At 59.1% G+C, this 15,547-nt stretch carries 14 protein-coding genes; 8 read left to right on the top strand and 6 right to left on the bottom strand.

Annotated features, from left to right (window positions below):
- Positions 1-147 precede the first annotated feature (147 nt).
- Entirely contained in the window at positions 148-756 is a 609-nt protein-coding gene (locus RVM24_RS14720; protein WP_374787505.1) for a c-type cytochrome, read from the bottom strand.
- 182 nt (positions 757-938) lie between these two features.
- Between RVM24_RS14720 and yihA the strand changes: the two genes are divergently transcribed.
- Complete coding sequence (gene yihA / locus RVM24_RS14725) at positions 939-1,577, top strand: ribosome biogenesis GTP-binding protein YihA/YsxC (protein WP_374787504.1); 639 nt, start codon at positions 939-941, stop codon at positions 1,575-1,577.
- Between the two features lie 142 nt (positions 1,578-1,719).
- On the opposite strand, the gene RVM24_RS14730 is transcribed toward yihA, so the two are convergent.
- On the bottom strand, positions 1,720-2,430 hold the full coding sequence (locus RVM24_RS14730; RefSeq protein ID WP_374787503.1) for a TetR/AcrR family transcriptional regulator: 711 nt from the start codon (positions 2,428-2,430) through the stop codon (positions 1,720-1,722).
- 177 nt (positions 2,431-2,607) lie between these two features.
- Here RVM24_RS14730 and RVM24_RS14735 point away from each other — a divergent pair, with 177 nt between their 5' ends.
- The 4 genes from RVM24_RS14735 to coaD all read left to right on the top strand — a co-directional run bounded on the left by RVM24_RS14735 (position 2,608) and on the right by coaD (position 7,263).
- Positions 2,608-4,053 (top strand): coniferyl aldehyde dehydrogenase, encoded by a 1,446-nt coding sequence (locus RVM24_RS14735; RefSeq protein ID WP_374787502.1) that lies wholly within the window; start codon positions 2,608-2,610, stop codon positions 4,051-4,053.
- Between the two features lie 183 nt (positions 4,054-4,236).
- Positions 4,237-4,872, top strand: a complete 636-nt coding sequence (locus tag RVM24_RS14740) for a hypothetical protein (protein WP_374787501.1) — start codon at positions 4,237-4,239, stop codon at positions 4,870-4,872.
- 27 nt (positions 4,873-4,899) lie between these two features.
- Complete coding sequence (locus RVM24_RS14745) at positions 4,900-6,498, top strand: GMC family oxidoreductase N-terminal domain-containing protein (RefSeq protein WP_431474275.1); 1,599 nt, start codon at positions 4,900-4,902, stop codon at positions 6,496-6,498.
- A 282-nt stretch (positions 6,499-6,780) separates the two neighbouring features.
- The gene (gene coaD, locus RVM24_RS14750) at positions 6,781-7,263 is read left to right on the top strand and encodes a pantetheine-phosphate adenylyltransferase (RefSeq protein WP_431474276.1); all 483 of its coding nucleotides are present in this window, start codon (positions 6,781-6,783) and stop codon (positions 7,261-7,263) included.
- 57 nt (positions 7,264-7,320) lie between these two features.
- Here coaD and RVM24_RS14755 read toward each other — a convergent pair whose 3' ends face one another.
- The 4 genes from RVM24_RS14755 to RVM24_RS14770 all read right to left on the bottom strand — a co-directional run bounded on the left by RVM24_RS14755 (position 7,321) and on the right by RVM24_RS14770 (position 12,269).
- A complete protein-coding gene (locus RVM24_RS14755) occupies positions 7,321-8,613 on the bottom strand; it encodes a DUF945 family protein (RefSeq protein ID WP_374787499.1) in 1,293 nt (430 codons plus the stop codon).
- Between the two features lie 49 nt (positions 8,614-8,662).
- Positions 8,663-10,804: a polyphosphate kinase 1 gene (ppk1, locus tag RVM24_RS14760; protein WP_138435918.1), complete on the bottom strand. Its 2,142-nt coding sequence runs from the start codon at positions 10,802-10,804 to the stop codon at positions 8,663-8,665.
- 43 nt (positions 10,805-10,847) lie between these two features.
- The gene (gene hemB / locus RVM24_RS14765) at positions 10,848-11,879 is read right to left on the bottom strand and encodes a porphobilinogen synthase (protein WP_171039992.1); all 1,032 of its coding nucleotides are present in this window, start codon (positions 11,877-11,879) and stop codon (positions 10,848-10,850) included.
- Between the two features lie 168 nt (positions 11,880-12,047).
- Positions 12,048-12,269: a hypothetical protein gene (locus tag RVM24_RS14770; protein WP_058091516.1), complete on the bottom strand. Its 222-nt coding sequence runs from the start codon at positions 12,267-12,269 to the stop codon at positions 12,048-12,050.
- Positions 12,270-12,541: 272 nt separating this feature from the next.
- Between RVM24_RS14770 and RVM24_RS14775 the strand changes: the two genes are divergently transcribed.
- From RVM24_RS14775 to RVM24_RS14785, 3 genes are all read left to right on the top strand, one after another.
- The gene (locus tag RVM24_RS14775) at positions 12,542-13,171 is read left to right on the top strand and encodes a TetR/AcrR family transcriptional regulator (protein ID WP_058091517.1); all 630 of its coding nucleotides are present in this window, start codon (positions 12,542-12,544) and stop codon (positions 13,169-13,171) included.
- 2 nt (positions 13,172-13,173) lie between these two features.
- Positions 13,174-14,865 carry an isovaleryl-CoA dehydrogenase gene (locus RVM24_RS14780; protein ID WP_431474277.1) on the top strand — a complete coding sequence of 564 codons (1,692 nt, stop codon included), beginning with the start codon at positions 13,174-13,176 and terminating at the stop codon, positions 14,863-14,865.
- A gap of 203 nt (positions 14,866-15,068) precedes the next feature.
- Complete coding sequence (locus RVM24_RS14785) at positions 15,069-15,416, top strand: DUF503 domain-containing protein (protein WP_058091519.1); 348 nt, start codon at positions 15,069-15,071, stop codon at positions 15,414-15,416.
- Positions 15,417-15,547 lie beyond the last annotated feature (131 nt).

A 15,547-nucleotide genomic window follows, 5' to 3' on the forward strand; every position in this document is an offset into this window, starting at 1 on the left:
CGAGTTCGATGTTCTGATGTGCCAACGATTATGACCCAGCAAACCGGGAAAGTTCCACTGCTGGCCAGAAGGGAATGGTTACGGAAAGGTAAGCAGCAAAAACCCCGCCTTGGCGGGGTTTTTACAACTCACTACGTCAAGCCGGACTCAGTTCAGGCCGGAAACGTAGTTTGCCAAGGCCTTGATCTCGGCATCAGTCAGACGGGTAGCCACGTCCACCATGATGTTGGCGTTGGTGGTGCCTGCACGCTCGCCGTCGCGGTAAGCTTTCAGCTGCTTCTCTACGTACTCGGCGGTCTGGCCGCCCAGGCGGGGGTAGCCAGCCGGCTCGTTGCCAGCACCGTTCGGACTATGACAACCGGCACATGCGGCAACGCCGGAGGCCATGTTACCGCCACGGAACAGCGCCTGGCCACGCTCAACCAGATCTGGATCTGCCTGACCAACAACCATCTCCTGATCGTTGTAGTAGGCAGCCAGATCCCACAGATCCTGGTCAGACATGTTATTCAACAGCCCGGTCATTTCCGGAATCGGACGATCTCCGGTTTTAATATCGACCAGCTGGCGATACAGATATTTCTCGCCCAACCCGGACAACTTCGGATACACCGCCATGATCGGCTTTGCGCCGCCCTGGCCGTGACAGCTGGCACATACCGCTGCGTTCTGTTCACCCGCTGCCGGATCTCCTGCCCCGTGAGCCATTGCCGTCAGGCCAACTCCGAGAACAACTCCTGCGATCAGTCTTTTCATGCTCGCTCCGCTTCTCTCATCTTTGCATCTTGAAAGTATTCTTCGTTGTGCAGCCGGCAGGCGCCAATCTGTCTGGCTTTTCACCGGGGCTGACAGCGGCAACGCGCAGCGTCCCGCCGGAAATTGGTGTAGCATTATACATTAATCGCCGATAACTGAAATCCAAAGGAATACCAACCATCGTGGACCCTGATCTGACTCAAAAAAGCGTTTCGTTCAACAGTGCCCGTTTTCTGATCAGCGCGTCCAAATTGGACGAGTGCCCGCCAGACATCGGCGCCGAAGTTGCCTTCGCCGGGCGTTCCAATGCCGGCAAGTCCAGCGCGCTGAACGCCATTACTGCCAACGGCAAACTGGCCCGGACCAGTAAAACACCCGGCCGCACCCGGCTGATAAACTTTTTTACACTCAATAAAGAAAACATGCGCCTGGTCGACCTGCCCGGTTACGGCTACGCCAAGGTCTCCCGGGACATGAAAGACGACTGGCAACAGCATCTGGGGCATTACCTGAATGATCGCCGCTGCCTGCGAGGCCTGGTGCTGGTGATGGATATCCGGCACCCACTCACCGACTTCGACCAAATGATGGTGGAATGGTGCGAGCATAACAACCTGCCGTTGATGATTCTTGCCACCAAAGCCGACAAGCTGAAATTCGGGCAAGCGAAAACGGCCATGCTGGGCATTGCCCAAAAACTGAAACCCTTTGCGTGCGTTGTACACCTGATTATGTTTTCCGCCACCTCAAAACGAGGCGTGGATGAATGCCGGGAAGCATTGACAGACTGGCTGGAGGCGCCGGAATCGGAAACCCCCTGATGAAAAAACCGGCCTGCCATCAGACAGGCCGGTGAAACGTCAGGGTTTGCGACGTACCTGAGAACTCACTCAGGAGACGCAGGAAATGTCCGGTTTCCCACGTCACTACCTTTGAACGCGATCGCGGAAAAAAGTTCAATTTTTAACCAGCCCCAACAGAAACCCCGGTTTCAGCCCGCGAGGACTCACCGTTATGCTCCGGATTTTCCGGCAGCGTTGGCCGATACTTTTCACGTAACGCCAGCACCTGCTCGCGATAATCCGGGGTCAGATAAGGCAACTCCAGAGTCAACACCTGATAAATACCCTGCTTGAGTTCGGTCAGGGTGAGACTGGCAGGCTCGTCACTGGCGTGGGCGGTCTTCAGAAAAGCCATCCAGTTGGTGATGACCAGCCAGACGTTGAGCGACATGGCCGAACGCAAATCCTCCGGCTGCGGCTCGATGATACCTGCCTCCGCCAGCTTACCGAAGATCCGGTTGATGGCAGCAAGACAGCGATTGGTGAATTCCCGGTAGTCCTGGCGCAGCCTGGTATCGCTGTCCAGCAGGTATTCCAGGTCCCGGTGAAAGAAGCGGTAACTCCACAAGCCATCAAACACCGATTCCAGATAAAAGGTCAGGTCGTCAAGCGTCAGCAGCCGATCCTCAGGAATATCGAGGTAGTAATCCACCAGTTTTTCATACTCCTGGAAGATCTCGTAGATGATGTCGGACTTGTTCCGGAAGTGGTAATACAGGTTGCCCGGAGAAATCGCCAGGTGCGCGGCAATGTGATTGGTGGTGATGTTCCTTTCGCCCCGCTCGTTAAACAGCTCCAGACTGGATAGCAGAATCTTGTCTCTGGTTTTCATCGTCCCGCCAGTGATTGTTGTTATCTGCATCACGGATGGCCCGATGAGCCAACCGTCATTTCTTGACTGCCTAGAGTATATACTCTAATAATAGCCTCAAGTGCAAATCGTCCAGATTTTAGCCAACCAAAAACAACAGGCTCAGGGTATCGACCTGCAGCCAATGGGGAGAGAAACATGGGAGCCACTGTCGTCCAGCTCACTGAGAGCAAAAAGCAGATTCAGCACACCCATCGCGTGTTTGAGGACCAGAAGAAGGCGTTCCGGAACAACCCGATGCCGTCTCTGACCGAACGCAAGGAGAATCTGAAACGGCTCAAGCGTGCCTTGCTAAGCCACCAGGACCGCCTGGTAGAGGCCATTGACAGGGACTTCAGCTGCCGCTCCAAAGATGAAACCCTGATTGCCGAGGTCATGCCATCCATCCAGGGCATCAACTACACCCTTAAGCACCTGAACGAGTGGATGAAGCCGTCCAAGCGGCACGTTTCGGTCCTGTTCCAGCCCGCCAGCAACAAGGTGCATTACCAGCCAAAGGGTGTGGTCGGTGTAATCGTGCCCTGGAACTATCCGCTATACCTGGCAGTCGGCCCTCTGGTGGCGTCTCTGGCCGCCGGCAACCGCACCATGATCAAGATGTCGGAATTCACCCCGCACACCTCCGCACTGTTCAAGGAAATCATTGAATCCATGTTCCCGGAGGACCTGGTGTCGGTGATTACCGGCGAGGCGGACGTGGCCGCTGATTTCTCCCAGCGCCCCTTTGATCACCTGCTGTTCACCGGTTCCACTTCGGTAGGCAAACTGGTGATGCGCGCGGCCGCAGAAAACCTGACGCCGGTGACCCTGGAACTGGGCGGCAAGTCGCCTGCGATTGTGTCTCCGGATGTGCCGATGGAAGATGCGGCCCAGCGAATTGCTTTCGGTAAGGCATTTAACGCGGGCCAGACCTGTGTGGCACCGGATTACGTTCTGTGCCCGGCGGATCGGGTTCAGGGGTTTGTGGACGAGTTCCGCGCGAAGTTTGCCGAGATGTATCCGAGCCTGCGGGATAACGATGACTTCACAGCGATCATCAACGAGCGCCAGTACGATCGCCTGCAGAGCTATCTTGAGGACGCCCGGGCCAAGGGTGCCGAGTTGGTGGAGATCAATCCCGCCAATGAGAACATGAAGGACGGCACCCGAAAGATTCCGCTGACGCTGGTATTGAAAACCACGCCAGATATGAAGGTGATGCAGGATGAGATTTTCGGGCCGATTCTGCCGGTGGTGAGTTACGGCGGTCTGGAGGAAGCCGTGCATTACATCAATGATCGTCCGCGTCCGCTGGCGCTGTATTTCTTTGGCTATGACAGGTCGCATCAGCAGTTTGTGGTGGATAACACGCTGTCTGGCGGTATGTGTATCAACGATGCGTTGATGCATGTGGCGCAGGATGATCTGCCGTTTGGGGGTATCGGTGATTCCGGTATGGGCCATTACCATGGCAAGGAAGGGTTCCTGACCTTCTCCCATCATCGGGCGATTTTTACCAAGCAGAAGTTCAACAGCGGCAAGTTTGTTTATGCGCCGCACGGAACGGCTGCCCATCGGATGGTTTATAAGCTGTTTATTCGCTGAAGCCTGATTGCTTGGTGCAGGGCTGGAGTGTGGTGCGTCTTTCCAAGACACGCCGTGAATACTTCCATGTAGGCTTGAGCAAAACATCCATGTTTTGCACAGTCTTGGAAAGACGCACCACACCCCAGCCACCGGCAAAGTGCCTGCCGCCTTATAACAACAACGTCGAAAGAAGCCTCTACAATGACCAAACCCTCCCCGGAATACCACCCAGACCATCAGCCGGAACTTAGCCGACGCAGTTTCCTGAAAACCGGCCTCGGCGGCGCCATGTTCCTGAGCACCGTCAGTATGACCGCCGGCCTCACGGGCTGTGCTACCGCCCCCGCCGGGCGGGTGAGTGCCGTTGATTCCCGGATGGACGCCAGTTACCAGTTCGAGTTTTTGAGCCGGGATGATATTGCCCTGTTTGAGGCGCTGTTGCCGGCGATGTTTGCCGGTGCGCTGCCGGAGGAGCCGAATCAGCGGCAACATGCGATTGCCGGGACCATCGAGCGGATTGATCAGGGCATTGTGATGTTTGGGCCGGCGAACCAGAAGGAGCTGCGCAAGCTGTTTGATCTGCTGAATTTCGCGCCCACCCGGATAACCCTGGCGCGGGTGTGGTCGGACTGGCCGTCGGTCAGTACCGAGAGTGCCGAGGCGTTTCTGACCCGGTGGCGGGATAGCCGCATTGGCCTGCTGAACAACGGCTACATTGCCCTGACCAAGATCAGTAATGTGGCGTTTTATGGTCACGATGACCACTGGCACCTGTCCGGCTACCCGGGGCCGCCCGCCTGGGCGATTGATGCCCTGCCCCAGTTCCACAGCGCCTGACCCCCATCGCAGATTACGGAGAGCAGTATGTCCATGAACGATCCTATCGCCCGGGGCCTGGCGTCTGGCTGGAATGTGACTGACGCCAGCAAACTGACCACCGATCAAACCGTGGAAGCGGATGTGGTGGTCATCGGCACCGGTGCCGGTGGCGGCACCACGGCGGAGATTCTGGCCCGGCAGGGGCTGTCGGTGATTCTGGTGGAAGAAGGCCGGCTGTATTACCAGAAAGACTTCAAGATGGATGAGCTGACGTCCTATGCCAGCCTGTATCAGGAAGGCATGAGCCGGGTCACCGCCGACGGCGCCATCGCCATTCTGCAGGGCCGCTGCGTGGGCGGTTCGACGACAGTGAACTGGACCAGCAGTTTCCGCACGCCAGACGAAACCCTCAATTACTGGAGCCAGAACCTGGGCTTGAGCGACCTGGCCCCGGACACCATGGCCCCGTGGTTCCAGGGCCGGGAAGAACGCCACACCATGGCGCCATGGGTAACACCACCAAACCTGAACAACGACATCCTCAAGCAAGGCTGTGAAAAGCTCGGCTACTCCTGGCAGGTGATCCCCCGGAACGTCAAAGGCTGCTGGAACCTGGGCTACTGCGGCGTCGGTTGCCCCACCAACGCCAAACAGGGCGCGCTGATGACCACCATCCCTGGCGCCCTGGACAACAACGCCCAACTGTTCCACGGACTGCGCGCCGACCGGCTGGTGATGAACCAGGACCGCATCGACCACCTGCAGGCCAGCGCCATGGGCCCGAACGGTGTCACGCCATCCGGCGTCACCGTCACCCTCAAAGCCCGCCACTTCGTAGTCGCCGCCAGCGCCATCGGCTCCCCCGGGTTGCTGCTGCGTTCAGAACTGCCGGACCCCTACAAGCGCGTCGGCAAACGCTCATTCATTCACCCGGTCAACGCCACCGTCGCCCGCATGCCCGCCAAAGTTGATCCCTTCTACGGCGCGCCGCAGTCGATCTACTCCGACGAATTCAACTTCAAACACGGCGTCGACGGCCCGGTAGGCTACAAACTGGAAGTGCCGCCGCTACACCCGGCCATGGCCGCCGGCGTCGTCCCCGGCCACGGCCAGGAACAGAGAGACAACCTCGGCCAACTGCCCTGGATGCAATCCGTCATCGCCCTGCTGCGCGACGGCTTCCACGAAGACAGCCCCGGCGGCACCGTCAGCCTGCGGGACGACGGCAGCCCGGTACTGGACTACCCCATCACAGACTACCTCTGGCAAGGCATTCGCCAGGCCTACCTGGACATGGCCGAAATCCAGTTCGCCGCCGGCGCCGAAGCCGTCCAGGCCGTGCACCTGGACTCCGGCTGGTACACCAGCTGGACCCAGGCCAAAGACGCCATCAACCAACTCCCCATGAAACCCCACCGCGCCCGCCTGTTCACCGCCCACCAGATGGGCGGCTGCGGCATGGGTGCCGACTCGAAAAACTCCGTGGTCAACGGATTCGGCGAACACCACCAGGTAGCCAACCTGAGCATCCACGACGCGTCCATCTTCCCCACCAGCATCGGTGCGAATCCGCAGTTGTCGGTGTATGCATTGGCGGCAAGGAACAGTAACCGGTTGGCACAGAAGTTAAGACAGCAAGGCTAGTCTTCGCTCCTGAATACGGTGAGAACGAGAGAACCTCCCAGAGATTCCGGGGAGGCATGCAGATAGCAGAAGAACGCGGGCCGGGGGTTGGCTTTCGGGAGTCTTGAGGGCCATGGACGGCCCGAAAGAAGCGCACAGGGAAGTGCTCGTAGCGTCTCCCGAAAGCCAACCCCCGGCTCGTGCGACCTACTCCAGCAAAGAGCAGCCTTCATCAGAAGCCCCGGACTACAGCCCGCCAAAGGTTCCTGCTATCCTACGGCCCATCAACAAAAGGAGCTGTGCATGCCCAAAGTCATCTACCCAGGCACCTTCGACCCCATCACCAACGGCCACACCGACCTCATTGAACGCGCCGGTCGCATGTTCGACGAAATCGTCGTCGCCGTCGCCTACAACCCGAAGAAACAGCCCCTGCTCAACCTAGAAGAGCGCTGCGACCTGGTCCGCAAAGCCACCGCACACCTCCCCAACGTCACCGTCACCGGCTTCAGCAACCTGCTGGCCGACTTCGTCAGGGAACAAAACGCCACCGTCATCCTGCGGGGCCTGCGCGCAGTCTCAGACTTCGAATACGAATTCCAGCTTGCCGACATGAACCGGCGCCTGGCCCCGGAAGTGGAAAGCGTGTTCCTGACACCGGCCAACCACCTGTCGTACATCTCCTCCACCCTGATCCGGGAAATTGCTTCCCTGGGTGGTGACATTTCCGAGTTTGTTGACCCAACCGTCGCCGAGGCTCTGAGAGAGAAGTTCAGCAAATCCTGAAGAGATAAGACAGACCCCAGCCATTATTAACCAACAGCTGGGGCCATCAAGAAGGGATTAAAGCAGTGGCGGCATCGGAATCTCGATGCCATTAATATCCAGAACCAGATCCTGCAGGCGGCCAGTCATGACCAGTTGGCCGCCGGCATCCACCAGCAACCCCTGTTTGATCAAGGGTGCCACCTGCATGCGCACGGCCGGATAGTTCTCAGCCAGGGCCAACGGCATACGGAAGTCCAGCGCCCCGGTTAACCCCTGCATCACCATCAGCATGTTGGCCCGCTCACTCTCCGACAACTCCGGATGGGACAGCTCCAGGCTACCCTGTACGGCTCCTTCCGGCGTATCCAGGCTCAACTCCCGGATGCCGGCGGAAAATCCGGCGGCCGCGAGCCCGCGAACCGAATCGTTAAACCGCTGCATCAGGGCCATCTGCTGCTCGAACGCCGCCTGCGGGGATTGACCGGCCTGCGCCGCCATCAGCTGCATGTCGGTCATCACCGAACTGAACTCATTCCAGCTGGCAACATCAAGACCATCTACAGCGAACTCAATCCGGTGCGGGCCGAAGGTACCGTCATCAAAGACAACGGAGTCCAGCGCCAGGGCAATCGAGGAATCCAGTCGCTCGCCTTTTCGGTCTGCCTCGCTATGACTGCTCAGCGCGATACCGTTAAACGCCATGGGCGGCACCTGAGGACCCTGCATGGTCAAGGCATCAATCGTGACCGCGCCGGCGCCGGTCCAGATATCACCGGACAACCAGGCAAGGCTCTGCTCCATGTGCACGTTTTCAATGGTGACGTTCATCTCCGGCCCGGACAGCACCACCGCCGGCCAGACCATCAGCATGTCGGCTTTTTCACCCAAACGGCCAATATCAATCCGTGCCAGACCACCGCTGCTGCGCAAAACACCACCACCGTGTGGCTCGCTTATCTCGATAGCAGGGGCCTGCAATTCCAGCGTGGCGGAACCCCAAACCCGGGTTTCCAGTGTCAGTTTTGGTTCGTCGTTGGGGAACCAGCCCGCCCCCTCCGGCTGCCAGCCTTCCGTAGGTCTGAAATTCAAGTGGCTGCCAGTAATGCCGTGAGAAACCTGAACCTCAAAATCTATGCGGTTACTCTCGCCCGTGGCCGGGTCCAGAAAGGTGGCTGTGCCAGACACTTCGGAGCTCATCACACCGCGCCGGTACCGATCGGTTTCCATGCGCAGGAATGGCTGGGCATTGTTGACTTCCTCGGTCGCATTCAGCCAATGTTGCTCAGTCAGATAGCCCACGCCCCAGGGGGCTACGCCAGCCACTACCAGTATCGCCGTGCCGGCGATGGTCCAACGTTTAAGATTCAAGGTTCCAATCCTGTTGTGTTTTTATTTCCTGCTGGCCGGGGCCAGCGTATTAATTCGGTTTAGAGGTTAACCGGTCCAGCAACACCAGCTGCGAAGCCAGGCGCTCCTCACCTTCTTCTGGCTGATTCTGTAGATAACTGCCATCAGACTGCAATACCCAGGACTGGCAGTTATCTGAAAGATAGGTATCCAGATCCTCGGTCACCCGCTCGATCAGCGCCGGCTCTTCGATCGGGAAGGCGGTCTCAACCCGGCTCAGCAGGTTCCGCTCCATACCATCGGCGCTGGAACAGTAAACGTCGGGTTTGCCGTTGTTGCCGAAGTAATATACCCGGGTATGCTCCAGAAAGCGCCCGATGATGGACCGCACCCGGATATTTTCTGACAGGCCCGGCACCTGGGGACGCAAGCAGCAGATACCACGAATGATCAGATCAATACTGGCACCGGCCTGGGACGCCCGGTACAGGGCTTTGATCACCTGCGGCTCGGTCAGGGCGTTGAACTTGAAGATAATCCGCCCGTTCTCCCCAAGCCCGGCTTCCCGCTCTATCAGACTGATCAGGCGATTGTGCAGGGTGAAGGGGGCGTGAAACAACTTCTTGATCTTCAATGCCTTGCCCATGCCGGTCAGCTGCTGGAACAGCTTGTTGACATCGTCACCGATGGATTCGTCGCAGGTCAGGAAGCTGTAATCGGTGTACAGCCGGGCGTTACCGGCATGGTAGTTACCGGTACCCAGGTGCACATAACGGCGCAGCCGGCCTTCTTCCCGGCGCACAATCAGGATCATCTTGGCGTGGGTTTTGTAGCCCACCACGCCGTATACCACAATAACCCCCGCCTCCTGCAGACGGCTTGCCAGCTCCAGGTTTTCTGCCTCGCTGAACCGGGCCCGCAGCTCAATAACGGCAGTCACTTCCTTACCCCGTCGGGCGGCATCCGCCAACGCCTCGACAATTTCGGAGTCGGCTCCGGTGCGGTACAGGGTCTGGCGGATCGCCAGCACATGGGGATCTTTCGCCGCCTGACGCAGCAGGTCGACCACCGGGCTGAAGTTTTCATAGGGATGCAATAACAGCAAGGGCCGCTTGCGGATGGCATCAAACATGGATTCCTTGCTGCGAATCTGGCGCGGAATCGAGGGTGAAAAACTGGAATAGGTCAGGTCGGGGCGATCCACCAGGCTGCCAACGGCCATCAGACGGGTCAGGTTGACCGGCCCATGCACCTGATACAGATCCCGCTCGGTCAGACCGAACTCCCGCAACAGAAACTGCACCAACTCCTCCGGGCAGTTGTCGGCCACCTCCAAACGCACTCCGTCACCAAACCGGCGACTCAACAATTCGCCGCGCAGGGCCGAGGCCAGGTCTTCCAGGTCGTCTTCCAGCTCAAGGTCAGCGTTACGGGTCAACCGGAACTGATAACAGCCCTTGACTTCCATGCCCGGGAACAACTCGTCCGCATGGGCATGGATCATTGATGACAGAAACACCAGGTTGTCGCCGCCGTCACAGACGTCATCCGGCAGCCGAACCAGGCGAGGCAAGGAGCGGGGGGCGGGCACAATGGCCATGCCGGTTTCCCGACCGAAGGCGTCTTTGCCATCGAGTTCAACGATGAAGTTGAGGCTCTTGTTCACCAGGCGTGGGAACGGGTGCGACGGATCCAGCCCGATGGGGCTGACCACCGGTAATATCTCTTCCTCGAAGTAGTTCCGCACCCACTCTGCCTGGGCCGGCGTCCACTCACGGCGCCGGACAAAGTGAATGTTCTCTTTCTCCAGCTCGGGGATCAGCACGTTATTGATGATGTCGTACTGCTCGTGGATGTAGTCGTGGGCCACCCGGCTGATCTCCGCCAGCACCTGGTCTGGCTGCATGCCGTCCACGCCCACGGTCTCCCGACCGTACTTCATTTGCTGGCGCAGGCCCGCCACCCGGATTTCAAAGAACTCGTCCATGTTGCTGCTGAAAATGCAGCAGAAGATCAACCGGTTGATCAGCGGATGAGTGGTATCCAGCGCCTGCTTCAACACCCGGTAGTTGAACTGAAGCTGACTCAGCTCGCGGTTGAAATAGTTTTCACTGGCGTCCAGATTGATGTCTTCACCCACCGGCGGTACATCTACCGGCGCAGGCACACTCTGGTCACTGATCTCTGCGGTTTGCGCATTCTCGGTTGTCATTACTCTTTATATCCATGGTTATTTCGGGCGCCTTCAAGCCCCTCTATGCCCGCGAGCGATCCCTCATCAGTCTCGCCGCGCGCACTGCAAAATAGGTCAGGATGCCGTCAGCACCGGCACGGCGCATGGCCATCAGGCTCTCCATCATCACCGCATCGCCATCCAGCCAGCCGTTCTGCGCAGCGGCCATATGCATGGCGTACTCACCACTCACCTGGTAGACAAACGTTGGCACCTGCAGTTCGGTTTTCACCCGGTGCACAATATCCAGGTAGGGCATGCCCGGTTTGATCATGACCATATCGGCACCCTCGGCCAGATCCATCGCCACTTCATGAATGGCTTCGTCACTGTTGGCCGGATCCATCTGATACGTCGCCTTGTCGGCCTTGCCCAGGTTGGCGGCAGAACCGACCGCATCCCGGAACGGGCCGTAATAGCTGGAGGCATACTTGGCAGAGTAGGCCAGAATCCGGGTATTCACATAACCGGCGCCTTCCAGGGCATCGCGGATAGCCGCCACGCGACCGTCCATCATATCTGAAGGGGCAACCACGTCAGCCCCGGCATCGGCATGGGACAACGCCTGGTTCACCAGAGCTTCAACGGTGACATCGTTCAACACATAACCGTTGTGATCAATAATGCCATCCTGACCATGGGTGGTGAACGGGTCCAGGGCAACGTCGGTGATCACGCCCAGTTCCGGCTGAGCTTTCTTCAGGGCACGAACCGCCCGCTGAGCCAGGCCGTCCGAATCCCAGGCACCCGAGCCAGACAGATTCTTCCTCTCAGCAGGGACGACCGGAAACAGCGCCACCGCTGGAATGCCCAGCTCCACCAGTTCCGCAGCCTGCTCCACCAGAAGATCGACGCTCAGGCGCTCCACCCCCGGCATGGACGGCACCGCCTCACGCTGGTTCTCGCCTTCAAGCACAAACACCGGGTAGATCAGGTTATCAGGCGACAGCTGGCTTTCACGAACCAGACGGCGGGAAAAATCGCTGGCGCGATTACGGCGCAAACGAGTCGACGGATAGGCTCGGCTTGAAATCGGCGGGCGCTGTTTGGACACGGATAACCTCCTGAATATGGATGGCCTTGGAAAGTGATGACATCATACACCCCAGAGGCCACGCATTGCAGGTTTGAGCCCAGTGTGCCGTTGACCGATGACAATCCAGTGACAAAAAACGGACGGCCCTGCCTCAGGATGGCAGTCGCCGCCCGCCAATGAAGGGAATCAGACGGATCGGTTGTTAAACCCTACTTCCACCTTGCGTGGGGAGTCCGCACGGAACGTGGTGTCCACTTCCTGTATCCGACCGCCACTTTGCAGGAATGCTTCGATATCAGCCTGCAACTGGGCCCTGACCCGTGCCCTGCCGGCAATGGAATGGTTATCATCACTGTCGCTGGTCCAGTTACCGGACTGCTCCAGATTGCTTTCGTCGAATTCACTCATGGTATTTTCTCCATCAACGAAAACAGAACTACAAGCACTGTTGGCTCTGCGCCTGACAGCACCCCGTCTCGACCGCCGGCCGCCTGCGGCCCCGTCTTGGCGTCTTTATAATCCGGTTTTGGTGACGACGCTATTTCCTGACAACCACTTTTTTGTAACTTTTTGTATCCAATTTCAAGCCCATGATTTTAAAGATGTCTTGCATGACAAAACAAACAACCGCAAATTGACACAAAGAATGAACCGTGATTCACTACTTGTAAGGAGCCGGCATGGCCTATCGTGAAACCGAAAAGATGCGCGAACGGAAAGCCCGGGCACGCCAGAACATCATCGAGCGCACCTGGGAATGTGTCGCTGAAGGCGGCTTCCGAAGCGCCCGTATCACCCGGATTGCTGGCCTGGCCGGCGTTGCCACCGGCACCATCTATCGGCATTTCGAGTCCCGCGAGGACCTTTTTGCCGAAATCTTCCGGTTGGCCACCCAGCGGGAAGTCGACAAGGTGGCCGAAGCGCTCAACGTATCCGGAAACGCCGTTGAACGCCTAGACAACGCCTTGAGGAAATTTGCCCAGAGGGCCCTCAAAGGCCCCATGAAGGCCTGGGCCCTGATCGCCGAACCGGTGGATCCGAAGGTAGAAGAAGAGCGACTGGTTTACCGAAAGGCTTACGCCAGCCTGTTTGAACAGGCGATCCGGGATGGCATAGCCGAAGGCTGCATACCGGACCAAAACGCACGGCTCGCCAGTACCTGCCTGGTGGGCGCGATATCAGAATCCCTGGTGGGGCCTCTGTCACCAACACAGACAGACATACCGCCGGGGCAAGACAACAACGAAGATGAGCTGGTCAACACCATCGTCTGCTTCTGCATACGGGGGTTGACCGGCACCAGGAGCTAACCATGAACAGCCCGCAGCGCAAGACCGAGTCCACCGCCGACAACCGCTACCTGTCGGCCACCCACGAGGTGATCAACCAGCCACGGCCGCTGGAGAACTACAACCTCTACGAACAGGACAACGCGCTGCGGGAGGCGGTACTGCGCGAGGGCGCCGGCTTCGCCAACGACGACCTGAGTCAGTTCGGCGCCTGGGCCGGCCAGGCGGATACCATTGACCTTGGTAATCAGGCCAACGCCAACAAGCCCTCCTTCCGCACCCACGACCGCTACGGCCACCGGGTAGATGAGGTGACCTTCCACCCGGCCTACCACGAACTCATGCGCGTGGCCCTGGAGAACGGCCTGCACAGCTCGCCCTGGACTAACCCCGGCAAAGGCGCCCACGTCGCCCGCGCCGCCAAATACTACCTGCACTCCCAGGTAGAAGCGGCGCACTGTTGCCCGATCACCATGACTTTCGCAGCGATCCCGTCGATCCAGAACCAGCCTGACCTGGCCAAACTCTGGGCCCCGAAAATCCTGGCCAACGAATACGACAGCCGCAACGTGCCAGACGGTGACAAAACCTCCGTCACCATCGGCATGGCCATGACCGAGAAACAGGGCGGCAGTGACGTACGTGCCAATACTACCGTGGCCTACCCGACCGGCCAGGAAGGCCCGGGCCAGCCCTATGAGCTGGTTGGTCACAAATGGTTCGTCTCCGCCCCCATGTGCGACGCCTTCCTGGTGCTGGCCCAGACCACCAGCGGCCTGTCCTGCTTCCTGATGCCCCGGTGGCGCCCGGATGGCACCAAGAACCCCTGGCAGGTACAGCAGCTGAAAAACAAAATGGGCAACGTCGCCAACGCCTCCAGCGAAGTGGAAATCCGCGGTGCCCTGGCGTGGATGGTCGGTGAAGAAGGCCGCGGCGTAAGAACCATCATCGAAATGGTCGCCATGACCCGCTTCGACTGCATGATCGGCAGCGCCGCCGGCATGCGCCAGGCCGTCGCCCAGGCAACCCACCACTGCCACAACCGCAGCGCCTTCGGCGCAACCCTCAGCGATCAGCCGCTGATGCAGAACGTCCTGGCCGACCTGATCATCGAAAACGAAGCCGCCCTCGCCTACACCATGCGCGTCGCCCGGGCCATGGACAACCAGAACAAAGAACACGAACGCCTGCTGGCCCGCCTGGCCACCCCCGTCGGCAAATACTGGATATGCAAACGCACCCCCAACCACGCCTACGAAGCCATGGAATGCATCGGCGGCAGCGGCGTGATGGAAGACTGCATCATGCCCCGACTGCTCCGGGAATCCCCGGTCAACGCCATCTGGGAAGGCAGCGGCAACGTCCAGTGCCTGGACACCCTCCGCGCCCTGCAGAAAGAGCCCGAAACCCTGGACGCCTTCTTCAAAGAAGCCGCCGAAGCCCGTGGCACCGACCGCCGCTTCGACCAATTCCTGGCACAGCTCCAGCACGACTTCGCCGACATCAGCGACTTCCAGTACCGGGCCCGCAACCTCGTCGACCGCCTGGCCCTGACCATGCAAGGCTCCCTGCTACTGCGCTTCGGCGACAAACACGTCGCCGACGCCTTCTGCGCCTCCCGCCTGCAACACAACGGCGGCATGAACTACGGCAACCTGCCCTCCGGCACCAACCCGGCGGCGATTATCAAACGGGGGACGCCTGTAGTAGGCTAGGGGAAACCCAGACAGCCTGTCCCGAAAGCCAGGGCAACCGGCTGAAGCGACTCACCGTATACCGTTCGGGAAGCGGTGAGGGTGGGCTGTTCAAAACCTTGCGGAGCCATGGATGGCGGAGCAGAGCGTACAAGGACGTATCCACAGCGTGTTTTGAACAGCCCACCCTCACCGGTTCCTGCACCAAACGAGCCAAACCAGACATGTCAGAAGCCCTGAGAAAACTGCTCAAAGAAGGCAAAAACCCACAACAGCACCAGGACATCACCCCCCACGTAGGCGTCCTCACCCTACACTTCCAGCTCTACGCCTGCGAAGACCTCAAAGCCAAACGCAAAGCCTTCACCGCCATGAAAGCCATCTGGGGCAAAGAACCCGACCTGGCCGTTGCCGAAACCGCCGACCAGGAAGCACTGGACTGCGCCACCTGGACCATCGCCGCCCTCGGCGCCAGCGCCCAGCAAATCACCCAGCGCCTCGACCAGGTCGAAAAAGACATCCAGGAGCGCATCGACGCCGCCATCCTGGATGTTCACCGGGAAATCCTCTGATAGCCCCGGCGCCGTAACACCAGCGCCCGCAGGGCATAGCGTCATTGCTGTTCAGGCCTTATACTACCGCCCCTCAGGGAATACATGACCTGTAATCACGCAGGCTATACTACGAGTGTCGGGCAACGCCC

The sequence above is a fragment of the Marinobacter sp. KM021 genome (assembly GCF_050707965.1).
In the GTDB taxonomy this organism is placed as follows: Bacteria; Pseudomonadota; Gammaproteobacteria; order Pseudomonadales; family Oleiphilaceae; genus Marinobacter; species Marinobacter shengliensis.